The sequence below is a fragment of the Ketobacter sp. MCCC 1A13808 genome (genome assembly GCF_009746715.1).
In the GTDB taxonomy this organism is placed as follows: domain Bacteria; phylum Pseudomonadota; class Gammaproteobacteria; order Pseudomonadales; family Ketobacteraceae; genus Ketobacter.
This window is the reverse complement of sequence record NZ_VRKW01000021.1, coordinates 19,011-42,398: the sequence shown is the minus strand read 5'-3', so window position 1 is coordinate 42,398 and position 23,388 is coordinate 19,011. Positions and strand designations below refer to the sequence as shown.

Here is a 23,388-nt window from a genome sequence, read left to right as displayed (position 1 = left end):
TTTCCTATCCAACCCTGCCTATATGATTTCCTTTTCTGGTTCGACTAAGATGAACCAGCGGTGTCGAAACATTCCACTATCTTGTAAATGATGTTTATTACTGGGCTTCGGGGCTGTTCAGGAATTGTGTGTTTGCGCTAACCCTATGAACTTTGTGAGCTATTATTGCTCACAACAGGGAAGGTATTGTATCGGGCTGCGTGGACGAATGTTGTCGGCTTGGCCTGTTCGGGCATTAATCACACAGGAGAAGCGTTATGCAGGTTGAAACCCTAGATGATGTATTGAAATGGACTTCAGATTACCACCAGTCGCTGGCGGATCGATTAGACCATAGCTCTGGCAATAATGAGAGTGAACGTGCCAGATTACTGCTGGATTATTTGTCAAAGCATGAAGCCAGCTTGGCAAGAACAGTGCATGAATCAGAGCGCACCGCCGAAGGTAAATCATTAAATACCTGGTGTTATGAGTATCTGGAAAAACACCAGCTCGTGCAGCGCATTCATTTTGATGAGTCCTTCAGTAATCTAAATCCAGCTCAGATTATGGATATAGTGACAGATCAGCATAACCAGATTATAGAGCTTTATCGTTATTTGTATTCCAGAGCCAATTTTCCGGAAACAAAATCGTTGCTTGGCGCATTGCTGGAATTGGAACAGCACGAGGCAATGCAAATGATGCAAGGTGCAAACAGGCTACAGGACATTTAACGGCCTGAAGACGGGATGGCAGCAGCAGGTGTCTTTTTCTTTAAACGGGTTCATGGGGAGTAATTGAGGTGAAAAGAATAAAAGTAAGTAAACCACTGGTCATTTTGCACGGCGACGAAATGGCTCAGGTTTCATTTGAGAGGGTAATCGATACCTTCGTAACCAAACGCCTCGATATTAAGCTTATCGAGATGGATTTATCTGCTGAAAATCGTCTTAGCACCAACGGTGCCGTCGTAAAGGACGCGATCGCTGCACTTATTGAATACGGAGTCGGAATCAAAAATGCAGGCATGACAGTCAACAAGGCTCAACTTGATGAGCTTTTATCGAAGAATTCTCACCTAACGAAAAGTCAATTGGATCCGTTGGCAACAAAGTCGCCTAACGGCGCTATCCGCAAGGGCATTGGAGGCAATATAACCCGCGAGGATATCCCGTTTCGTAATCTTAAAAGGCTAACACCGGATTGGATCGGTCGTGATATTGACGTCGATACCATGGATACCGGTGGCAATAAACATAGCCACAACGAAATATCCAAGGACACAGGCATAATCAAACTCGTTTTTGTCGGCGCAAGCGGGGATCCAATAGAACTGCATCGGCGCAAAATCTATAAAGGCGACCCCTGGTTATTGGCATCTAACGATAATGAAGAAGTAAAGCGCTGGGCACATAACTTTTTCAAACGAGCGATAGAAGAGAAACGAGACGCGTATCTGGGCCTCAAAGACACCGTAATACCCGGTTATGACGGTGTTATGCGGGAGACGATAGAAGCCATATTTGAAGCTGAATATAAAAAAGAATTTGAAAAAGCGGGTATCAGCTATTTTTATGAACTGATTGACGCTCAGGCTGCACGTATTGTTTCCAATCCACCGGAGCGGGCGCTTTGGGGTGTGCCGGAAAACACGTCAGGCAGAAAGTTATTCAAGTTGGTTAAGGCACTGAAAAAGTACGGTATTCCTGATCGTCGTTTCAGCGTGTCGATATCGCGTATGAGCGCCGGAGGCGGGGATCAATATGGCAGTTTTAATATGCCGGTCGAAGAAGATGGGCTGGTTAAAATAATTCTGGATGGCAAGGAAATGCATGCCCGGGAGCTGAAGAAAGGCGATCCGGTTATTTTTATGGCCAATCATAGAGGCGCAATCAAAGATTGGGTAAGTCAGGTTTTCAGAGATGCTGCAAGGAATGACAAAGAAATCTATTTCGGCCTGAAGCGGGAATACATGGAATACGATGATGTATTCAGTACCGTTATTAATGAGGTCAGGCAGGAATTGGTAGCAGATAATTTTCAACCGCCTTCTTTTATGATTATGCGGCCATCTAGCCAATTAAAGAAAATGATAACAGACCCCCCACGCAAAGGTATCTATCCTTCACTGAATCTGGACGGGGATATCTTTTCGGATATATCGGCGGCCTTAGGTGGCAGTCTGGCGACAGCCAGTTCGATGATCGAAAGCAAAGACGGCACGATGCTCTATGAGGCTCCTCATGGCACGGCACACGACCTCTATCTAAAGTATCTGGAGTCTGAAGGCAAAGTGGCTCTTTTTAATCCATCCGCGTTGCTCTTCGCTGTCGCAAATGCGCTGGAGTTATTAGGAGTTAAAGAGCAAAATCCGGACTTGACAGAATATTCGGAAGCGTTAAAAACCGCGTTGATCGACACGGTTGCCCAGGGTGTTATTACCGCTGATCTGAAAGGAAAAACAAATGATCCGGCGTCTGAAACGATTGTTGATATGTACGGTTTTCTGGATGCAATAGAAAAGAATCTTGATCGGGAAAATTAAAAGATTGGTTTCCCAGTAGCGACAGAACAAAAAGAGGCCCTGATTTTCAGGGCCTCTTTTTGTTCTGTCGCGTACGGATTATTCAACAGCAGTTGGGTAATCCGTAAGTCTGGCTCGCGCTCTGATGTCTTCGAATGTTTGATTTCGCAGTAACCTTCCATTTCGGAACACGGGCGTTAACAAGTTGGGGCGTTGCCCTAAATCCTGGTGAGGGATTGTTTTAATAGTACCGTCATTGTCCTTTATGACCGCTAACACCCCTTTTTTGGATCGCTTGCCCTTGTCCGTCACCGGATCCTTGTACACGTCGCGCCAGCTTCCACCTACTTCAGCAGCGGAGGCTTTCATCGCAAACTTGAGGGTATCGCGATTTACTTTTTGCAGTAATTCACCTCCCATTCCGAAGGCAATATTGTCGGAACTTTGCTTTCTTTGTTTCATCGCGGCCAGTATTGCTTCGATGGTCATGGTGGACACCCCATCACCTTGAATGACCCGGATAAACGGGGGTAATACCTTAAAGCCCTTGCGGTTTTCCTCATAACCGAACCGTTGCATCAGTCGCTCAATGGTTTGCGTTACGATTGACACAGGATCACCGCTATCAGGGCGAATCACAAGTGTACCGCCATTGGCTTCCACTTTTGCTTTTAACTCTTCGCCCCAGATATTATCGATGGCGTTGAAAAGGTCGTATGAATCGCTCACCACGGCCACCAGTTTACCCGGGCCAGAAAATTGTTCCAGCATGTTGGCATAAGCGAGAGCCTCATTATCACGTCCCCAGGAGGTGATCGTGCTGTGTTCAGCTGCGGGGATTGAAAAGCCTGCCATAGGCGCATCGTAATAGCGGCGTGTCGCCAGTATGGCGCTCATGGTATCGGTGCCTTGGAAGTTAACCAGATGGGCAGCTCCTCCGATGGCAGCGGATTCTTCGGAAGTGGCGCCCCTTGCACCGAAGTCATGCAGTTTGAAATCGATTGATTCGCTATTGTCGGCGGTTGACTCCAGGAATCGCCGGATTATCTGGCGGCAGCTCCAGGAAAGCGTTGCGACGGTAGTCGGGTACCAGATGGCCCTTAACAGCGCCGTTTCCATATAGCTTGTTAGCCAGGCACACTTAGGGTCAGTATTTTTAACCTGAACCAATGCATTTTGTACCGGCAGCACGGTGCCCTCCGCGACGGCTTCAATTTCGATAGGCAGATAACCGTTGTGTCGCTCGAGGATATATCGCCAACCACTATCATTAAAGGGAACGCCGTGGATCTCGAATATCTCGCGGGCTTCGTCGATATCCTCGCAGGTGATGGGTTGGGTTAGATACTCTTTAACGAACATCTGTAATCCAAAGAATACCGTTTGCGGATAGATTCCGCCCCGGGATTCGATGTAACTGGAAACCACGTTGGTTTGCGGGGGGTATTGCAAAAAGTGGGATGCCTTGTAGGAATCGACATTCAGAATAATGTTTCGTTTAGCAATCGTACTCATGATGGAAATCCTCCGATCATTGATAATAGGGTTGGGTCTATCCCATCCCCCGGTTGATGAGCCGGCAACTCACATGCCGGTCATGTTCTGTATGATGAAATAGTGGTCTTCAAATATGCTGGTCGGATTCAATTCCGCTAATGGCACCCACTTCGCATGGGTTGCATCGTCACCTCCCTTAACCTTGGGTAATTCATTGTTTGGCTGCAGTTCCATATAAAAAGCATGGGTGATGGTCCGGCCGCGGGAGGAGCGATGTGGATCGTCGAATACCTGTTGTGCTTGGATCGAACCTTTTAATACCGGTTCGGGCACTTTCAGGCGAGTTTCTTCACGTAACTCCCGCAGACAGGCTTGTAATAATTTCTCGCCCTGATTAACAAACCCGCCGGGCAGTGCCCACAGTCCTTTTCCCGGTCGTGCTTTGCGTTCCACCATTAAGACGTGCCCGCTTTGCACCACAATCGCATCGACGGTGACGAAGGTCGGTGGGTAGGGAGCGTTAGCCCAGGCCTGTTTATAGGTGCTGATAAACCGGTATTCATCCCGTAATGCCATATAGACTCCGCTAGCGCAAAACTCCTGCAGAAATCCGCGCACGTTGGGTGGTACGTTTTGCAATTGTTGCGCGTCCGAATGGAACACAGATTCGCGGATGGGGGTTGCCGAGATATTTTTGTAACTGTCGACTGCAACGGCGCCCCATTGGGGAAATAAATTCAGATAGTATGAACTCTGATCTTTGCTGTGCCCGATTAGACCGATTTTGGGTGCTAGGTGGGGTGTGGAATATTGAGCAGTGACAATACCATTCACGGTAGTCTGAACATTGCGGACCCATGATTCATCGTTGTATACGCTGTCCATCAGCGGGGCAATGTGCACTCTTTTGTTATCGCCTGCACTGAGGGCGCCGCGGATCATGGCTTCCCGCTCTGGGGGGCTCCAGGGGTTACGGGCGGAACGCGGTTGGTGGGCAGAGCCACATAAAATAATGAGTTGTTTAGCTTGTTTCAGACCCGCTTCAATCACGGATAAGTGACCTTTGTGAAACGGTTGGAAACGACCGATAAAAACCAAAAAGTCGTAGGGTGTGTTATTCATGTCAGCAAACTCCTTGCTGAAGTGCCCGGAGGCAGAGGGATATCAGAGCCGGTCTGTCCGGCGCCGCTCGTTGACAGCCATAGTGTCATAGAGCCACTATCACTGTCAACGAGCAGTTCGAACAATAGTGGTATAGTGCCACTATCAGTTTCTAACCGAAGCAGGCGAGAGTGGGATGATGGCTACAAAAAGTGAAGAACAGTTCCTTCGGGAGTACGATGTTAAGCAATTCAGTATGCCCATTACGACCGTAGACGTAATTATATATTCTATCAAAGACAATAAGTTACAGGTTCTTCTCACGAGTCGGCCTGAGCATCCTTTCAGGGGCATGTGGGCGCTTCCCGGCGGGTTTGTTGATTTGGTGAAGGACCGTGATCTGGCCGATACCGCCAAGCGTAAATTAAAAATAAAAACCGGTGTATCGGCTCCGTATCTTGAGCAGGTGGCTACCTTCAGTGGAGCCCAGCGTGATCCCCGGGGCTGGTCGGTGACAGTGGCCTACTACGCTTTACTCGATTGGGATGAGATTAATACAGGCCTGAGTGATGACTTCGCGAAGTGGGTTCCGGTCGACGAAGTGCAAACGTCACATTGCCTGGCGTTCGATCATAACGAGATTCTGGCTGTGTGTACTGACCGGCTAAGCAATAAGACGCTTTATACGTCCATAGCGATTAACCTGATGCCGAACGAGTTCACGCTAACTGAGTTGCAGCGGGTTTTTGAAATTATTTTGGGGCACACGCTGGAAAAGAAATCATTCCGTCGCCGCATACTGGATGCGGATCTGCTTGCCGAAACCGGTAATCTAAAAACCGGGAGCAACCGTCCGGCGAAACTGTATAGTGCAAAAAAGGGGGGCCATGATTATACCTTTCCGCGGGTTATTGAAGGTGCTCGCCAGCCATCCGGTCAAGAACGCTAACCCGTTTAAGCTCGCCGGGTTCGAACCGCTGTCGTCTCAATTGCTCAATCGCTGCGGACTGGTCGGTGCCCGATAAACCACTGTTCCTGATGTCGGCCGTTTGTTGGCGATAGTCGGTGTAACGTTTTTGCCAGCGGTCTCGCTGCTGGTCGAGTGCAGCTAATCTGCCCGCAGCATCGGCTCCGAGTTGTTGTTCCCTGTATTCGAATATTTGAGTATCAGTCATACCCTGTTCTCGCCATTGTTCTATGTTTCTCTCAACCTGTAATGGCTGCTTGTCTGGTTGGATGAGGTGGCGGTTGGTTTGTGATATGCCCTCCAACAAGCTATCGGCGAGCTGTTGTTTTTCCTGCGCGGTCAGTGAGGGGTCCGCTGCAATTTCTGCCTGATGCATCGCGAATTCGGAATATTCGTCTTCAGCCTGATAAAAAGCGGTCGCCAGCGACGGCCCCAAAATCGAAATGCGCAGTGCGCGCTGCATCGCAAGACTATCCCGCATTCCCGCATAGCTCCCGTCGTGCTGCTCCTTGTTATCCAATTCCAATTTGTAATCCATATAAGCGTTGAGGACCTCCCAGGCTTGTTTGGTTGCAGCAGGAGACAAGTGCTGTTTCAGATAATAGGCAATCCTGGCGCGAATCTCCGGTAGGTCTTCTTCCCCAATGGTTGCTAAAAAATAATCGAAGACGCCGCGCAATCCCAGATTGATTACCAAATTTCCCTGTGCGTCCATGGATAATTCGCCGTCAACGTCGGTGCCAGCAAGTGACTCGGGCAGGTCGCCCAGGGAAGCCCCCTTAGCAATCGCGATACCGAGAGCAGAGGGTGGATCAATATCCTTCCCGAAGGCGGTATCTGCGATGGTAGCCCTTTTGGCGGGTATACTTTTTAGCACATCGTTTTGAGGAGGGGCTGTATAATGCTTAAATAGTGAAACAAGCGTAAGCAGCAATAAACAAATGAGTCCGGTCAATGCACCAAATGAGATTTTATTTTTTATTATTTGCATATTTAGGTTATTCCGATTGTATCAACAATACGATGCCACATTACCAATCAAATTTGCATCGTTGATAGCGAATCGTGCTGTTTATTCAATCTATAGATTTATAAATAGTAGCTTAATAGGTCAATAATAAAGCAGAATAGGCCATGTTGCACTGGATTCGTTTCGTTGGGACAAAATCAGAAATAGCCTGATGAAAGATTATTCAGTTATTGAACATAATAAAACCCAAAAAACAGTTAACAAAATTATAAGAAATAAGGGGAAACTTCCTATGCATTCCTGTGGACCGCGTCAATTTATTGCGTCGGTGTTATTGCTGGCGTGTTTTACCGGGAGCGTTTTTGCCGCGAAAGACGCCACCCTATCAGATAAAACCTATACTCAAACCCGATACCCCATCGTGCTGGTTCACGGAATGGCGATGTTCGATCAGATGTTAGCGGTCAGTGGCTGGTATGGAATTCCGCGTAATCTTCGCCGCGGCGGCGCAGATGTATACGTACTTCAGGTGTCGGCTTTTAATACCACTGAATTGAGGGGAGAACAGGCCGCACGTCAGATCGAAACGATACTTGCGACTTCTGGTGCAGAGAAAGTCAATTTGATCGGTCACAGTCACGGTAGTCCCACCTCCCGCTACGTAGCGGGGATCTATCCACAATATGTTGCATCGGTCAGCAGCGTTAACGGGGTGAATTGGGGAACACCGGTCGCGGACCAATTGCTGGCGCAGTTAGAGGCGGGTGCCAGCGGCCCCAAGGCCATGGAGGCGATCATGAATATCTGGGGGAGAATGGTAAATATATTGACCGGGAATCCATTGCCACAAGATTATGCCCTGGAGCTGGAGGCGCTCACCACGGAAAAAGCATTGAGTTTCAACGCCGAGTTTCCTGCCGGCATGCCTGCTGAATATTGTGGCCAGGGTGATGCAGTGGATGCCAACGGCATCTATTATTTTTCCTGGACAGGTAATCAGGTGAAAACCCACTTCTGGGATATTTCGGATTATGGTATGCAGACGTCGGCGAAAATGATGGACGAACCCAACGATGGACTGGTGCCGGTCTGTTCATCGTATCTGGGTACGGTAATACGGGATGACTATTACATGAATCACATGGATGCGGTCGATCAGATGTTTGGACTGCATAGCAGCAAGGATACTGATCCGCCGGTTGTTTATCGTCAACACGCTAATCGCCTCAAAAATATGGGGCTTTAGCATCGGGCTTTCACGGTCGACACAGGTATTCTGCCGGAGTGTTTTCATGCTCCGGCAGCTCCTATCTCTTTTTTGTGTGACGCTGGTGTATTATTGCGGTTAATTAATAGCGTTGTGGTACAAAGAGTTCCGGGGGCAGGTCATCCCGCTCGTAATCTTCATGGAAAACGCGTTCCGGTAGCGCAATTTTTTCATATTCCACTTCACCGTACGGCACCAGGCTCAGCAGGTGACTGATACAGTTGAGTCGGGCCCGCTTTTTATCGTTGCCGTCGACTATAAACCAGGGTGCCTCTGGTATATGAGTTCGGGCAAAAGTCTCTTCTTTTGCTTTTGTGTAGTCCTCCCAGCGGACACGGGATTGTAAATCCATGGGGCTTAGTTTCCATTGTTTCATCGGATCGTGAATTCGCATCTGAAAGCGGAGCTGCTGTTCCTCATCTGTAATTGAAAACCAGAATTTTATCAGTCGGATTCCGCTGCGTACCAGCATCCGTTCAAATTCCGGCACGTCCTGGAAAAACTCTTCGACCTGGGTTTCGGTCGCAAACCCCATTACCCGCTCTACGCCGGAGCGGTTGTACCAGGATCGGTCAAACAGTACGATCTCTCCGCTCGATGGCAGGTGGGCAACATAGCGTTGAAAATACCACTGGGTGCGCTCTCTATCGTTAGGTTTAGGTAGCGCGACGACGCGACAGGTTCTTGGATTGAGTCTTTGTGTTATGCGCTTGATCGCGCCTCCTTTACCAGCAGAATCGCGACCCTCAAAAATAACTGCGATTTTTTCACCAGTATGCTCAACCCAACTTTGTAATTTAATTAATTCGGACTGCAATTCGAGTAATGCTCTGAAATACGACTTTCCGTCCATCGCGTTCGGATGCTTCTCTTTATATATGCGACGTAACTCCAGAGATAATGCCGGTTCCGAAAGCTCCAGTTCAAAATGTTCGTCAAACGTTTCTGCTAGCTCTGCTTCAAGCCAGTCCATACCTTCTAAATGCTCAATGTCATTCACGGTAATTCCCCTAAGAGTAAACCCGGACTTGTTTTTTGGCGGGCTGATTAATGGTATGGCAGACAGGCGTTAAGCTGCCCATTTTGAGTTATGTACACTAAAAATGTTTCAAACAAATGGCATTGCTGATTCTGGATCGGAAAATTCCAGGGAGAGCGCGGTTAAGGAGGGTGTTTGCTCGTGGAGATGGATTGGATATATCCACATTATCGTTAAGAATATTTTTTGCTTTAGAGGTAGTAGGGTTTCTTTACTGCCTATACTGATTCTATATAAATCACATAATGGACTTGGGAATGAAAACAGAAATGGATGTTTCTGTGCGGGTATTGCTGTGCCTTATTTTGAGTCAGTTGGTAGCCGGTACAGCGCAGGCTTTCGATTGGTGCGGCGTGGTTCGGTATTCACCTGGCCAAACTACAGTAAATTACATGGTTGTGAATAGTCGATTAAGAAGTTACGGCTTATATGTGCCTGCTGACCATCAACGCGGTTCGGCTCTTGTTTTCGATTTTCATGGCTTTGCCAATGGGCGGGTTCAGGAACAAAAACTTTCCTGTTGGGACTCGAAAGCGGCTCAGGAGGGATTTGCCGTTGTTTATCCGCAGGGTGCCGGACTGATTCCTTCCTGGAACTCAGGTGAAGTATGTTGTGAACCGCGCCGGTTTTCGGATGAAGCATTTGCCCTTAAATTGGCGTCGTGTTTGTTAGATGAGAAGCGGAGTCATCTGGATTTGGATACAGGCAGGGTCTACGCCACCGGGTTGTCAAACGGTGGTGCGATGGCGGGATTTCTTGCCTGCAATCACTCAGATGTATTCTCTGCGGCGTTGGTCGTTTCGCAAAGTTTTCCTTATCGGGACTCCTCTGTTTGCAGGCAACAGCGTGGCACGGCAACACTGAAACCGGGTTTTAGTGTGTTGGAGATGCGCGGTAAATGGGATCCTATTGTCCCATATTCGTTTAGTTGGGGAGTGTCGTTAACGGCCGACCGTAGCCTTCGTTCCTGGGCGGATACCAATCAGTGCGATACTAACCCCAGAGTTGAAGACATTTGCGATCGCCCCGGCGCGGCACTCGATTGTCAGTATGGCCGCTCAAGTTGCGAGACTTACTATGATTGCGATAACCAGGCCCGGGTTTCACAATGCGCCCTGAACCATGGGCATTTGCTTTATGGTAACGCGCAAGGCTTCGATATCTGTTCCGAGGCTTGGTCTGAGTTTGAACGATTCTCGGTTACGCGGCGTCAAACCCTGGCAGACCATAGCGGATCTCAGTAGAGTAATCACTTCTTGTTAAGTGGTTTAGGTTTTGTTTATATTGTTTAGTCTTGACTAAACAATATAAACAACTTACGCTGAAACGATGAATAAATCAGCGAAAGATACCGTAGACCACTTTATAGAACAGATGGGGATGATTACCCAGAGCGAAGGCATGCCCCGTATTTCAGGCCAAATACTAGGGCTGCTATTGATTGAAACAGGGCCCTTCAGCTTTAGTGAGATTGCTGAGCGGTTAGAAGTCAGCCGGGGCAGCGTCAGTACCAACACCCGCCTACTTGAAAACCTGGGTGTGATCGAACGCATAGCCAAAATGGGTGACCGCTGCGATTATTTCCAGTTGGCGAACGATCCTTATGTCAAATTGTTGCATGGGGCATCTCAACGAATGGAAAAATCCATTACAGTGGTGCGTGAGGCAATAACGGACTTACCGCAAGACTGGAAGCAATCCCAAACTCGCCTGCAGGATCTGGAACACTTTTATACCGAATATCTCAAAATTACTACTACGCTTAGTCAGCGGCTCAAAACCGATTAGGTGATCATCCTCAGACGTAATTGATTTCCTTAGTTTGTTACTCCAAGAGCAAACATAACGTGTGATTCCGCCGTAGTTCATTTGTTTAAGAGAGTTGTACAACATGAAAAAACCTTACTTGATCGCAATAGCCATGTTTGCCGCTTTAGTGATCTGGATGGCGACCGGATTGTTGGGAAAGCCGGATGCAACTGAGCAGGTGCAAACTCCTGCAGAAAAAACCGAGAAGCGAGTGCTGGTGCAAACGCAAACTCAAAATTCACAGCCGGTGCAATTGGAACTCACTGTACAGGGGCATGTTGAACCCAATCGAGAAGTGATTATCCGTTCCGATATTGCAGGCCGAGTCCAGGATGTGTTAGTGGAAGACGGGCAGCATGTGGAGGCGGGAACCTTATTAGTCCGTTTCGATATGGAGGACCGGAAAAGTAAGCTGGCAAAGGAAGAAGCGCTGCTGGAAAGCCGGCGACAAGCGTATTCCCGTACGGAGAAATTAGGCAATGTTAACTTCCAGTCAAAAAGCGCGATTGAGGATGCGTTCGCTGCATTAAAAGAAGCGGAAGCGAATGTTGCGGAAATTAAAAACGAAATTAACAAGCTCGAAGTCAGGGCGCCGTTCGCAGGGGTTGTGGATAGGCGCGCGGTGGAGAAAGGCGCGTATTTGCTCGCCAATGGTGAGATAGCACGTTTTGTTGACAATAACCCACTGAAAGTGGTTGTGCCGATAGCACAGCAAAATATTAAACAGCTTTCCAAGGGCGTAACTTCGGAGGTTGATTTTGCAATTGGACAGAAACGCCCAGGCACTCTCAAGTTTATTTCGCCTTTAGCCAACGAGCAAACCCGTACTTTCAGAGTAGAAATCAGCGTCGATAATCCGGGTTATGAAATTCCGGCGGGGATCAGCGCAGAAGTGAAGATTCCAACGTCTCGAGTGTCCGGCCATTTTGTTTCCCCGGCAATACTGGCTCTGGACGAGCAAGGGCGCATGGGCATCAAGACCGTGGATGACACCAGCAGTGTTATTTTTAATCCTGTTTCGATTATCCAGGCCACAAAAGACGGCATTTGGGTAGAGGGGTTGCCGGATTCAGCTCGCATTATTACGGTCGGACAAGGCTTTGTTGAAGCCGGAGCCAAGGTGGACGTCGCTGAAAAAAACAGCGATGAAACGCACCGGGCTGCAGGTGTTGCCAGTTATATCGGGTCATCTCAATGAACCAATTTATTGATGCGGCATTCGGCCGTGGCAGAACCGTTGTACTCATCTTTGTGATGTTATTGCTGATGGGTACCACCGCCTATCTTACCATCCCCAAAGAATCGGAACCCGACGTATCAATTCCCATTATTTACGTATCGGTTACCTATGAAGGTATTTCTCCTGAAGATTCGGAGCGGTTGTTGGTTCGCCCGCTGGAAAAAGAGCTGCAAGCTATTGAGGGTCTAAGAGAACTCCACGCGACGGCAGCAGAGGGCTATGCATCGGTTACCGTTGAGCTTGAAGCGGGATTCGACGTGGATAAAGCGCTCCAGGAGGTTCGTGATAAGGTCGATATCGCGCGCGCGGAACTGCCGCCCGGTAGTGATGAACCCCGGGTCAATGAGGTAAATACATCGTTGTTTCCGGTACTCACCGTGGTTCTGTCTGGTCCGACACCGGAACGTGAGTTGGTGTCTATTGCACGCAAACTGAAAGACGATGTCGAGGCACTTTCTGATGTCCTGGAAGTTAAAATCGGTGGAGATCGAGAGGAGGTTCTTGAAGTCATCGCCGATCCGTCTGCGCTCGAGGCCTATAATATATCGTTTACTTCGCTGTTCAATTTTGTTCAGCAAAATAATCGTTTGGTCGCGGCCGGTGCATTGGACACCGGTGCTGGTCGTATGGTGTTTAAGGTGCCCGGTGTGCTGGAAAACCTGGAGGATCTGGCCACGCTGCCGATTAAAGTCGACGGTAGTACTGTTGTCACGTTTCAGGATGTTGCCACCCTGCATCGCACGTTCAAGGATCCCACCAGTTTTGCGCGTATTAACGGACAGTCTGCACTGGCGTTGGAGGTCAGTAAGCGCAGTGGAGCCAACATTATTGAAACCATCGAAAACGTGCGGGCGATAGTGCAGCAATCCGAGGCTCTTTGGCCGGACTCCGTTACGGTGACGTATTTGCAGGATAAATCCGAGCGCATCAGCAGTATGCTTGGTGATTTGGAAAACAACGTCATCACCGCGATAATTTTGGTAATGATTGTGATTGTGGCTGCGCTCGGGGTGCGGCCGGCGATATTGGTTGGCTTGGCTATTCCGGGTTCATTCCTGGCTGGTATGTTGATTCTTAAATTTATGGGAATCACTTTGAACATATTGGTTTTGTTCAGTTTGATTCTGGTAGTAGGCATGCTGGTTGACGGAGCCATTGTCACCATTGAATTGGCAGACAGGAAAATTGCCGAAGGGGTGGACCCGAAATCCGCATTTGCCGAGGCATCTAAACGCATGTCCTGGCCTATTGTTGCTTCTACAGCAACGACTCTGGCCGTGTTTGTTCCTTTGCTGTTCTGGCCCGGGATGGTCGGCGAGTTTATGAAATACCTGCCTATCACCGTGATTATCACCTTGATTGCTTCACTGGCCATGGCACTTATTTTTATACCGGTACTGGGCGGTATGCTGCAATCCCGGGGTGGTAAGAAAGCGGGAATGGACAGTCAAACCAACGCTGCTATAAAAGCAGCCGAAGACGGTGATCTGGACAGCATCGGTGGCTGGGTTGGTCGATATTTAAGAACGCTGACATTTCTTTTACGACACCCCGGTAAAAGCCTGGGCGTTGCAGTGCTGTGTCTAGTAGCAGGGTATAGTGCGTATATTGTGTTTGGTCGTGGCATTGAATTCTTTCCGGCTGAAGAGCCTGACTTTTTGCAAGTCCAGGTACAGGCGAGGGGCGATCTTTCCGTTTTCGAGCGTGATCAACTGGTGCGACAGGTCGAGAAACGCATGCTCGATGTGCCAGAACTGAAATCAGTCTACGCCCGCACCATCGGCGAGGGGGCACAGACCCAAACCAATATGCCGGATGACGCAATCGGAGTGATACAGCTTGAATTGGTGGGTTGGCAGCAGCGTCCTCGAGCGGCGGATATTATCCCGGTGCTAAGAGAGAAGGCAGCCGGTATACCCGGTATTAAAATTCAGGTGCGTGAGCAGGAATCCGGTCCTGCAACGGGCAAACCGGTAGAAATGGAAATCACCGGGCTGGATCTTGAGAAAATGAGCCAGGCAGTTGCTGAATTACGGGAGACCATGAATAACATTGGTGGTTTTGTGGATGTCGAAGATTCGCGACCGCTACCGAGTATCGAATGGCGTTTGAAAGTGGATAGACAAAAAGCGGCACAGTATGGTGCCGATGTGTCCCTGCTGGGGCACGCGGTTACCATGATTACCAATGGCATCATGCTGGCGGAATACAGGCCGGATGATGCCGATGAAGAATTAGAGATTCGGCTTCGTTTCTCACAAAGCGAACGCAATCTGGATCAACTCAATCGGCTCAGGGTTCCGTCTGAAAACGGCGCGGTTCCTATCAGCAACTTTGTGACTTTTGAACCGGCTCAGAAAACGGGGGTAATCAATCGTAATCAGGGCCATAGAATTTTGGAGATCAAGGCGGGCGTGTTGCCCGGATTACTACCCGATGACCAGGTAAATAAAATCAAGCAATCACTAGAGAACCTCACCTTACCTGATGGAGTGAATGTGCGTTTCAAAGGGCAGGATGAGGATATCCAGGAAGCCATGATGTTTTTGATTAACGCGTTTGTAACGGCGCTTTTTTTGATGTGGATTATATTGGTCACGCAATTCAACAGCTTTTACCAATCGCTGTTGGTGCTCAGTGCCATCGTATTTTCAACGGCCGGAGTTCTGTTGGGATTGCTTGCTACCGGTCAGGCCTTCGGTATCGTCATGGGCGGCATAGGCGTCATCGCGCTGGCAGGTATTGTGGTGAACAATAATATCGTACTGATCGACACCTATAATGATTTAAAGAAGAAAGGGTTGTCCGGGACGGAGGCCATCCTAAGAACTGCGGCGCAAAGAATGCGACCCGTGTTTCTGACCTCAGTTACTACCGTTCTGGGTCTGTTACCCATGGTGTTTGCGTTGACGATTGATATTATTGGTAGAGACTTGTCCATCGGCGCGCCTTCTGCGCAGATGTGGACTCAACTGGCCAGTGCCATTGCCGGAGGCCTGACTTTTGCCACCATATTAACGCTGTTTTTAACGCCCTGTTTGTTAATGATTGGTGAAAATATGTCAGACTGGCGCGCAGCACGGGCACGGCGTAGAAACAAAGACACGCTAATCTCGTCCGTCGAGTAGCATTTTTTCCATACGTGGCTGGGGTTTATTCACTCCAGCGTTAAAAGCTTTATTGTCGGCGCTCTGTTCTGAGCAGCCTATTAGGAACACCATCTCCATCTTCGGGATGGTGTTTTCCATGTTGTATCCTGATAAATTACTATTTTATTGACCATTACAATGCCTTGCATAAACAGTCAGAGAGGTGTGTTTTAAGGCCAATTCAGGCAAGATGAAAACCAGATACAATGTCGGTTAATTGTTGGTTGCCATAAAAATAAAAATAAATAGAAGGGAGCATCTGTTGTGATTAAGTTATTAAACCCAAATCGCCGCGCGTTACGAATCGGAATGTTAGTTGTCGTTGGCGTATTAATAAATATATCAGGTTGTGGCGGCAGCCGTTCCGTCGCGGAAGAAAGTGCAGTCAATACCCGAACTATAGAAAGCCAGACTGAAGATATCGATTTTACCGAATCGCCTTCGACCGGCGAAGCTGGGGCCACCGATAGTGCACCTGAGGAAGCTCCGACCGGTGCCTATACTCGCATCCCAGACTATCCCAGAATCAAGACCGCGCCGTTGCAGTATATCGATAGTACCAGCGGACATAGAATGGGCGTAAGGGTAACGTTGCCAGCTAACGAAGATGGTACGCCAGCGGAAGGCCCTTTCCCGGTGATTTTGATTCAAAGCGCGTATAACATCGGATTAATGTCCCTAATGCCTTTGCCCGGTGGTGTGTTGTTGGGGGCACCCGATCCCTTTATGGTGAGGCGTGGCTACGCAATGGTGGCAGTGGACGTAATTGGTGGCGGCACCTCAGAAGGCGGATGGGAGATGCTCGGTGAAGAGGAGCAGTCCGGTTATGGTGATGTTGTGGACTGGATCCAGCAACAGGCGTGGGCAAACGGAGACATTGGCGTGGCCGGAGCATCGTATATGGCCATTACTTCATTGTTTACAGCGCAGCAACGCCCGGATGATATTAAAGCCATTTTTGCCAGCGTCCCCATGGGTGACCCCTTAAGAGGCACGGTAGGCACCGGTGGCATCCTGAACGGCGTGTTTATGAGCACCTGGATGACGCTCACCCATTTAACTTCTACCCAGAATTTAATCACGATGTTACTACACCCCGAATTGATGGATATCATTATGGGGTCCACGCAACGGCATGTTGACCAGGTTGACCACTACTATCTGCCGGTAATTGAAAAAGCGATTAATGGAGATCCGGTGTTTTCCTACGATGGCGAGTTCTGGCGGGTTCGTTCTCCCATTGAGAATATTGATCGTATCCAGGCGCCGACCTTTATCATGGGGGCGCTGGATGACATTTTTCAACGCGACGAACCACTGATATACGAAGCATTAAAAGACCGGGTGGATGCACGCTTGATGATATTCAACGGTGACCACATAGGGCATTTCATGCAGGCATTGCCCGGGACAGAGAAAACTGACCCCATTTTGAATTTAGTGCTGCAATGGTTCGATAAGCATTTGAAGGGTATGGATTCGGGCACAGAGCGCATACCCGCGGTGACTCAATACGTCAAAGGCTATAAAAACGGAAACTGGCAGGGTTTTGCCAGCACCACTGATTGGCCGCACCCAGCTGCAGAACCGGATCGTTGGTACTTACACGGTGATGGCAGCCTGAACCAGCAGGCACCTTTTGACCAGGAAACTACCCGCGTTATGACGCAACCGGAATTCGCCGGATATGATTATGGAAAAAGTGCTGATGGTGGGTTTGTACACCTGGATTTCACCTTGAACGATGGCACCCGATGTTCACCCAGCTATGTGCAGTGGACCTTGGGTTCTGCGGGTATAGCCAGGTCGCCAAAATGCTTTCGGGATACGGCGCAGCTTGAACGAGAGGCGTTAAATTATGAAACGGAAGCAATGACGGAAGCTTACTATATCAACGGGCCGATTCAGGCTGATCTGTTTGTTTCCAGTACAGCAAGAGATGCGGTTGTTTCTGTGCGAATTGATGAAGTTACGCCGCAAGGGCGGGTTATACCGTTATCCAATGGTTTACTGCTGGCATCGGCCCGGGCGTTGGACGAAAGCCGTTCCAGATATCTGTATGGAGAGATGGTGCAACCCTATCACTACTTTACTCAATCGACGGAGCAGTTATTGGTTCCAGGGGAAGTGGTAAAAATGCACGTTGAAGTGTTTCCTACCAGCGCGCTGATTCGCAAGGGTAACAAGTTGCGGGTGTCGATCAGTCCGAGCAATCAGGCACAGGGTATATTGAATCTTCCCCGGCGGGAACTGGCGCGGGACGGTGTGACTTCCATTCATAACAGCGCAGAATACCCGTCCAGCGTGGTGCTGCTGTCTGTGCCCGTTAGCGAGCTGAATTAATGTAACAGTACGAGGGGGCAGCTTAGCTGCTCCCCGTTTATTGTTCTTCAGCGCTCATTGGTCTTCAGTGTACTTGAACTGAAGCGAAGCCAGGCGGTGGTAAAGTGCGCTTTTCTGCATTAATTCCTGGTGGGTACCCAATGCCTCCAGCGTTCCGTGATTCAGCACCGCGATCCTGTCCGCATTCTTGACCGTAGCCAGCCGATGGGCGATAACCAGGGTGGTTCTGCCGATCATTAGCTTTTCAAGTGCCTGCTGCACCCAGAATTCACTTTGCGCATCCAGCGCGCTGGTGGCTTCATCCAGCAACAGGATTGGTCGATCTGCCAATATCGCTCTCGCGATTGCTAATCGTTGCTTCTGTCCGCCGGATAAACCGATGCCAGCGTCTCCCAAGCGCGTTTCATATCCGTCGGGTAGTGCCACAATAAATTCGTCCGCATGAGCCGCTTTCGCCGCGTCCACGATCTGTGCATCGGTGGCGTCCGGTTTGGCGTATTTTAGATTTTCAGAGATGCTGCCATAAAACAGGCTGGGGGTTTGCGAAACCAGGGCGAAACACCCGCGAAGTTCGTGCAGTTCCAGTGTCCGAATGTCCACGCCATCAAGTTTGATGGAGCCTTCGGTACAATCGGCAAAGCGAAGCAATAAATCAAACAATGTGGATTTTCCTGCACCGGAGGGGCCCACCAGTGCCAGGGTTTCCCCGGCACGAACATGTAAAGTCAGCTTATCCAGTGCAGGGGAGTGGACTCGGGACGGATAGGTAAATTTGAGTGAATCAATGTCAATGCGACCATTGACCGGACGGATTAACTTTGCAGGACGGGTTGGGGATTCTATAAGTGAGCCGGAATGGAGTAGTTCAACGATTCTTTGTGTGGCGCCGGCTGCCCGTTGCAGCTCTCCTATTATTTCCGAAATAGAGGAAACGGCATTTCCGACGATGACGCTGTAAAAAACAAACGCAGCCAATTCGCCGCCGGTGATCCTACCCTCGATGACATCCAGGCCCCCCACCCAAAGCATGACACCCACCGCCCCAAGAACCAGCACGATTACCACAGTAATCAGCAGCCCGCGTTGAATATTTCGTTGCTTGGCTACGTTAAATGCGTCTTCTGCATATTCACCGAACCGGTTGCGATCGTGCGGTTGGTGGTTGTAAGCCTGTACGATTTTAATCTGGCTCAGTATCTCGCCTACGTAGGCTCCCACACCGGCGACTTTGTCCTGTGTTTTGCGGGAAAGATTGCGCACCCGGCGACCGAAAACCAGAATCGGTGCGATTACAAGCGGGACCGCAATTATAACAATGGCGGTCAGTTTCGGGTTAGTGATAAACAACCACACGATACCGCCGATCATCATAATAATATTACGCAGTGCAATGGAGAATGACGAACCGATTACGGTTTGCAGTAATATCGTATCGGCGGTCAGGCGTGACTGAATTTCCAGTGCCCGATTGTGTTCGAAAAAGGCGGGGTGAAGGTCTAGCAAATGATTAAAGACGCGGATTCTAATGTCGGCTACCACCCGTTCGCCTAACCAGGATACCCAGTAGTAGCGGGTAAAAGTCGCAACGGCCAGTGCGATCACCATACCCAGAAAGACCAACACATAGTGCTCAAGTAACCGGGCAGAGGCCGTCGCAATACCGTGGTCGATCAACAGACGGACTCCCTGTCCGATAGAAAGGGTGATAGCGGCGGTACAGGTAAGCGCAATCAGTGCATAAAACAGTTGTGGTTTATAGGGCGTGAGGAATTGTCCAGCCAGTTTGACGAATTGCCATCGGGTGCGTTCCAAATTTTGGTCCTTTTGAAAGTTAAGCGTTCTGTGGTGGTAACGGTATCAGCCAATTCAATCATTAAATCTGTTCGTTATGGTTCCTGGATTCGGATGAGGCTGCCAGCAAAATCAGAAAAAACCCCTTCATCAAATTCATACTGGGTATTATCATCTGCGCGTTAATATATAGATTAAAGGGGATTAGAATGCATTTTTTCAGAATTACCCGGCTCAGAGCTCTCTTAGTCGTAGTTACCTTATTGTCATGTGGTCAGGTTCAAGCGGATGCAGAAGTGGTGGTTTACACCGCCCGTAGCGAAAGCCTGTTAAAACCCTTGTTCGACCTGTACACCAAAGAAACCGGTACCAAGATCACCTACCTGACCGACGGCGAAGGGCCGTTGATGGCCCGTCTCAAGGCAGAAGGTGAACGCACGCCTGCTGACATGCTTATCACCGTCGATGCCGGTAATTTATGGCAAGCAGCTCAGATGGGGTTGCTGCGACCTATAAAGTCCAGGCCATTGGAACATATCGTACCTGATCAATACCAGGATCCGGAAAACAGATGGTTCGGCTTGTCTGTTCGTGCCAGGACGATAGTGTACTCCAGCGAACGGGTTAAAGCAGAAGATCTATCGACTTATGAGGACCTGGCGGATGCCAAGTGGAAAAAGCGCTTGTGCCTGCGAACATCGAAGAAAGTGTATAACCAATCTCTAATAGCGACCATGATAGAGCGTCACGGAGAACCGAAAACAGAGCAGATCGTCAAGGGCTGGGTCAGCAATTTAGCCGCACCCGTCTTCGCCAATGACTCTGCTTTAATTGATGCCATAGCGGCCGGGCAGTGCGATGTCGGCATCGTAAACACCTATTATTATGGCCGCGCGCAATACGCTAACCCCGATATTCCAGTAAAATTATTCTGGGCTAACCAAAAAACGACCGGTGTTCATGTCAATATTTCCGGTGCGGGAATCACAACCCACGCCAAACGGCCTCAGGCCGCTCAGGCCTTTCTTGAATGGTTGGCAAAACGGCGAGCACAGGAAGTATTTGCAGGTATCAACATGGAGTTTCCGGTGAACGATGCCACCAAGCTCGACCCGATTGTTAAGTCCTGGGGTAAATTCAAAGCTGACAAGCTTGAGGTAGACGTCGCCGGTGCACGCCAAGGTGAGGCAATCAAGCTAATGGATCGTGCCGGATACCAATAAATTGCAGAAATCGACCCCTGTGTTCATTTAAAGTTCAAATTAATGATTGAAAATTATTAGCATTTAGATTTAAATTGCAGACGCGTAATCGTTTGCAATTTATACATTTTCTAAAGTGCTGGTAGTTAATTATGTTGGGTAGTAGCGTTGAACTGTTGTCTCAGGGTGGTTTCGTGGTCTCCGTATTGGGGGCGATGTCGGTTGTCGCGCTTGCCGTTATATTATTGAAATCATTCCAATTTATGGTGAATCGCTGGTCAGGTGATGCGCAGATTGAGGAGTTTATTCAAGCGCTCCAGAGTGGTGACAGAAGTAAGGCGTTAAAGTCGTTGGAGGCGCATAAAGACGATCGTGCCGCTTTGTTATCGCAGACATTAACGCTGGCCGATGCTCAATCTGTCGACCTTTCAGTCGTAAAAGTCGAGTCAATTCGTTTGGCTCGCGCTGCAATCGACAAGCTGTCCGGTTTTCTGAGGGTGCTGGAAGTTATTGCTACTACAGCCCCTTTATTGGGTTTATTCGGCACGGTTCTGGGAATGATCGAAGCCTTTCAGGCTTTGGAAGCGGCCGGCAGCCAGGTTAATCCGTCTATTCTGTCCGGTGGTATCTGGCAAGCTTTATTAACGACTGCGGTCGGTCTTGCGGTGGCAATTCCGGTTTCGATGGTGCATAGCTGGTTCGAAAGACGGGTAGAGCTACGCGCCGCTACATTACAAAACGATATCGACCGGACTTTCCTTATTCTTTCTGCAACGCCGTTGATGCAGCCTGCACATCGCGCAAAGGCAGCCTGAGCCGTGGATTCGGACTCGTTAGTTTTTATACCTCGTCGTCGTAGCATCGGCCTTACTGCATTAATCGACGTCGTGTTTATCCTGCTGATGTTCTTCATGCTCAGCTCCAGCTTCAATCGTTGGAATGCGGTTGATTTTGATGCCCCGGTTGCGGTCGAATCCATAGAAAAGAAACAGCCACAGATTATTATTCTGGGTTCGGATAGTTCGTTACGTTTGAAAGGGTCAACTTTTTCAGTTCCCCATTATCTTGATTTGAAGCCCGAGCACGTTGCCAATTTCTCCGCAGAGCAATCGCTGGTTATTCTGTCTGAGCCGGAAGCCACGGTGCAAAGCATGGTGAGCACTCTGGAGGCGCTTAAACAATTGGGTGTCAGCTCTGTCACTTTGGGCGGTGTTATGGCGCTACCCGGTTCATCCCAACAGTGAGCGGAGGGACTTAACATGGACATACTCAAGAGCCGCCGGCATAAAGCCCGTTCCATGGATGAGCAACTGATTCCGTTGATCAATATCGTTTTCTTGTTGTTGATATTCTTTATGATCGCCGGGCAAATACGCCAAAGTCAAAATCAGCATATTGTACCGCCCGAATCCAAAAGTGAGAAACCACTGGTCAGGCCGCAGGTCCTTGTGGAGATGGATAGCGATCTTAAAATTTCGTTAAATGGTGAATCCGTCGCTCTTGACTCGTTACCCGAGTCACTCAGTCTACTGCCCGATGTTCAACACCAGTCGGTCGCAGTGAAGGCAGATCATACTATTCACGCTCAGGATATCGACGAGCTTTTCAATGTGCTACGTGAGCAGGGAATTACTCACATCACGCTTTATAGCAAGCGTGGGGTTTAGAGTATGTCCTGGTATCAGTGGGTTATTGCGATTACTGCGTCCCTCGGTCTGCATGCTGCTGCACTTGCCGTATTTGGCGATCCCCCCATGTCGGGTGTTAGTCAGGCGCAGGATATAGGAGAAAGCGGTTTAGAAGTGGGGCTGGGACAAATTGGCGGCTATCAGGAGCAGGTGGAAAAGGTCGCTGAAAAAGTTGAGCCCGAACCAGTAGAACCGGAACCGGTTGAACCAGAAAAAGTGGTAAAAAAGGCAGTGCCCAAACCGGTGGTAAAGAAAGAAGTGGTGGCGCCGATAGCGGTTGCAAAAGTTTCAGAGCCTACGCCTGAAGTGTTAAACGTGGTCGTTCCTACTGAGCTGCCGGAAGAAAAACCGGAACCAAACACAGAGCCGGAAGAAACCGTTGAAGCTGAGCCCGAGACTGCGCCCGAGCAGCCGGAAACGGCAGAGCAGAGTGACCAGAAAGAAACGACAAAAGCGATGGTGAAAGGAACCGGATCCAGAAATACCTCGAGATCAGGTGGCAAAAAAGGGGACGCTAAAAGTTACTTTAACGTTTTAATGGCCAGACTCAACGAATACAAAGATTATCCGGCGGAAGTAAAAAAAGAAAAACAGCAGGGTGTTGTGGTTTTAAAATTTTCCATAAATAAAAAAGGCGAAGTAACAGCGTCTGAAATTAAAACAAGTTCAGGTTACCCATTATTGGATAAGGCAGCTCTGGATATGTTGGTAAAAGCCAATCCTTTACCTCCGATTCCCGATTCCATGGGCCGTGACTCGTTGTCACTTGCCATACCTATCGAATATTCGCTCATAACCAAGTAAACATTCAGGAGTTAA

Annotated in this window: 19 protein-coding genes; 14 read left to right on the top strand and 5 right to left on the bottom strand. The window is 49.0% G+C overall.

Annotated elements, in window-relative coordinates:
- The first annotated feature begins 257 nt into the window (after positions 1 to 257).
- Together FT643_RS21700 and FT643_RS21695 are read left to right on the top strand one after the other, a co-directional pair.
- A complete protein-coding gene (locus tag FT643_RS21700; protein WP_156873517.1) occupies positions 258 to 716 on the top strand; it encodes an ATPase in 459 nt (152 codons plus the stop codon).
- Positions 717 to 784: 68 nt separating this feature from the next.
- Positions 785 to 2,527, top strand: a complete 1,743-nt coding sequence (locus FT643_RS21695) for an isocitrate/isopropylmalate family dehydrogenase (RefSeq protein WP_317622098.1) — start codon at positions 785 to 787, stop codon at positions 2,525 to 2,527.
- A 78-nt stretch (positions 2,528 to 2,605) separates the two neighbouring features.
- Here the strand turns inward: FT643_RS21695 and FT643_RS21690 are convergent, their stop codons facing one another.
- Entirely contained in the window at positions 2,606 to 4,021 is a 1,416-nt protein-coding gene (locus tag FT643_RS21690) for a nicotinate phosphoribosyltransferase (RefSeq protein ID WP_156873516.1), read from the bottom strand.
- Between the two features lie 69 nt (positions 4,022 to 4,090).
- The gene (locus FT643_RS21685; RefSeq protein ID WP_156873515.1) at positions 4,091 to 5,125 is read right to left on the bottom strand and encodes a bifunctional nicotinamide-nucleotide adenylyltransferase/Nudix hydroxylase; all 1,035 of its coding nucleotides are present in this window, start codon (positions 5,123 to 5,125) and stop codon (positions 4,091 to 4,093) included.
- Between the two features lie 175 nt (positions 5,126 to 5,300).
- Here FT643_RS21685 and FT643_RS21680 point away from each other — a divergent pair, with 175 nt between their 5' ends.
- Positions 5,301 to 6,053, top strand: a complete 753-nt coding sequence (locus tag FT643_RS21680) for an NUDIX hydrolase (RefSeq protein ID WP_156873514.1) — start codon at positions 5,301 to 5,303, stop codon at positions 6,051 to 6,053.
- On the opposite strand, the gene FT643_RS21675 is transcribed toward FT643_RS21680, so the two are convergent.
- Positions 6,013 to 7,062: a lipase secretion chaperone gene (locus tag FT643_RS21675; RefSeq protein ID WP_156873513.1), complete on the bottom strand. Its 1,050-nt coding sequence runs from the start codon at positions 7,060 to 7,062 to the stop codon at positions 6,013 to 6,015. The genes FT643_RS21680 and FT643_RS21675 overlap by 41 nt on opposite strands.
- Before the next feature lie 271 nt (positions 7,063 to 7,333).
- Between FT643_RS21675 and FT643_RS21670 the strand changes: the two genes are divergently transcribed.
- Positions 7,334 to 8,287, top strand: a complete 954-nt coding sequence (locus tag FT643_RS21670) for an esterase/lipase family protein (RefSeq protein WP_156873512.1) — start codon at positions 7,334 to 7,336, stop codon at positions 8,285 to 8,287.
- 103 nt (positions 8,288 to 8,390) lie between these two features.
- Here FT643_RS21670 and ppk2 read toward each other — a convergent pair whose 3' ends face one another.
- Positions 8,391 to 9,281, bottom strand: a complete 891-nt coding sequence (gene ppk2 / locus FT643_RS21665) for a polyphosphate kinase 2 (protein ID WP_156873528.1) — start codon at positions 9,279 to 9,281, stop codon at positions 8,391 to 8,393.
- Positions 9,282 to 9,604: 323 nt separating this feature from the next.
- On the opposite strand from ppk2, the gene FT643_RS21660 reads away from it, so the two are divergent.
- From FT643_RS21660 to FT643_RS21640, 5 genes are all read left to right on the top strand, one after another.
- On the top strand, positions 9,605 to 10,591 hold the full coding sequence (locus tag FT643_RS21660) for a CE1 family esterase (RefSeq protein WP_198043787.1): 987 nt from the start codon (positions 9,605 to 9,607) through the stop codon (positions 10,589 to 10,591).
- A gap of 85 nt (positions 10,592 to 10,676) precedes the next feature.
- A complete protein-coding gene (locus FT643_RS21655; protein WP_156873510.1) occupies positions 10,677 to 11,135 on the top strand; it encodes a GbsR/MarR family transcriptional regulator in 459 nt (152 codons plus the stop codon).
- A gap of 103 nt (positions 11,136 to 11,238) precedes the next feature.
- The gene (locus FT643_RS21650) at positions 11,239 to 12,354 is read left to right on the top strand and encodes an efflux RND transporter periplasmic adaptor subunit (RefSeq protein ID WP_156873509.1); all 1,116 of its coding nucleotides are present in this window, start codon (positions 11,239 to 11,241) and stop codon (positions 12,352 to 12,354) included.
- Positions 12,351 to 15,524 (top strand): efflux RND transporter permease subunit, encoded by a 3,174-nt coding sequence (locus FT643_RS21645; protein WP_156873508.1) that lies wholly within the window; start codon positions 12,351 to 12,353, stop codon positions 15,522 to 15,524. The genes FT643_RS21650 and FT643_RS21645 overlap by 4 nt, the downstream gene beginning before the upstream one ends.
- A 285-nt stretch (positions 15,525 to 15,809) precedes the next feature.
- Positions 15,810 to 17,888, top strand: a complete 2,079-nt coding sequence (locus FT643_RS21640; RefSeq protein WP_198043785.1) for a CocE/NonD family hydrolase — start codon at positions 15,810 to 15,812, stop codon at positions 17,886 to 17,888.
- A 54-nt stretch (positions 17,889 to 17,942) separates the two neighbouring features.
- Here the strand turns inward: FT643_RS21640 and FT643_RS21635 are convergent, their stop codons facing one another.
- The gene (locus FT643_RS21635; protein ID WP_156873507.1) at positions 17,943 to 19,700 is read right to left on the bottom strand and encodes an ABC transporter transmembrane domain-containing protein; all 1,758 of its coding nucleotides are present in this window, start codon (positions 19,698 to 19,700) and stop codon (positions 17,943 to 17,945) included.
- A 203-nt stretch (positions 19,701 to 19,903) separates the two neighbouring features.
- Here FT643_RS21635 and FT643_RS21630 point away from each other — a divergent pair, with 203 nt between their 5' ends.
- From FT643_RS21630 to FT643_RS21610, 5 genes are all read left to right on the top strand, one after another.
- Positions 19,904 to 20,902 carry an extracellular solute-binding protein gene (locus FT643_RS21630; protein WP_317622099.1) on the top strand — a complete coding sequence of 333 codons (999 nt, stop codon included), beginning with the start codon at positions 19,904 to 19,906 and terminating at the stop codon, positions 20,900 to 20,902.
- Positions 20,903 to 21,033: 131 nt separating this feature from the next.
- A complete protein-coding gene (locus tag FT643_RS21625; protein ID WP_156873505.1) occupies positions 21,034 to 21,696 on the top strand; it encodes a MotA/TolQ/ExbB proton channel family protein in 663 nt (220 codons plus the stop codon).
- Positions 21,697 to 21,699: 3 nt separating this feature from the next.
- Positions 21,700 to 22,125 carry an ExbD/TolR family protein gene (locus FT643_RS21620; RefSeq protein WP_156873504.1) on the top strand — a complete coding sequence of 142 codons (426 nt, stop codon included), beginning with the start codon at positions 21,700 to 21,702 and terminating at the stop codon, positions 22,123 to 22,125.
- Positions 22,126 to 22,140: 15 nt separating this feature from the next.
- Positions 22,141 to 22,548, top strand: a complete 408-nt coding sequence (locus tag FT643_RS21615; RefSeq protein WP_156873503.1) for an ExbD/TolR family protein — start codon at positions 22,141 to 22,143, stop codon at positions 22,546 to 22,548.
- A 3-nt stretch (positions 22,549 to 22,551) separates the two neighbouring features.
- The gene (locus FT643_RS21610; protein WP_156873502.1) at positions 22,552 to 23,373 is read left to right on the top strand and encodes an energy transducer TonB; all 822 of its coding nucleotides are present in this window, start codon (positions 22,552 to 22,554) and stop codon (positions 23,371 to 23,373) included.
- Positions 23,374 to 23,388: the final 15 nt, after the last annotated feature.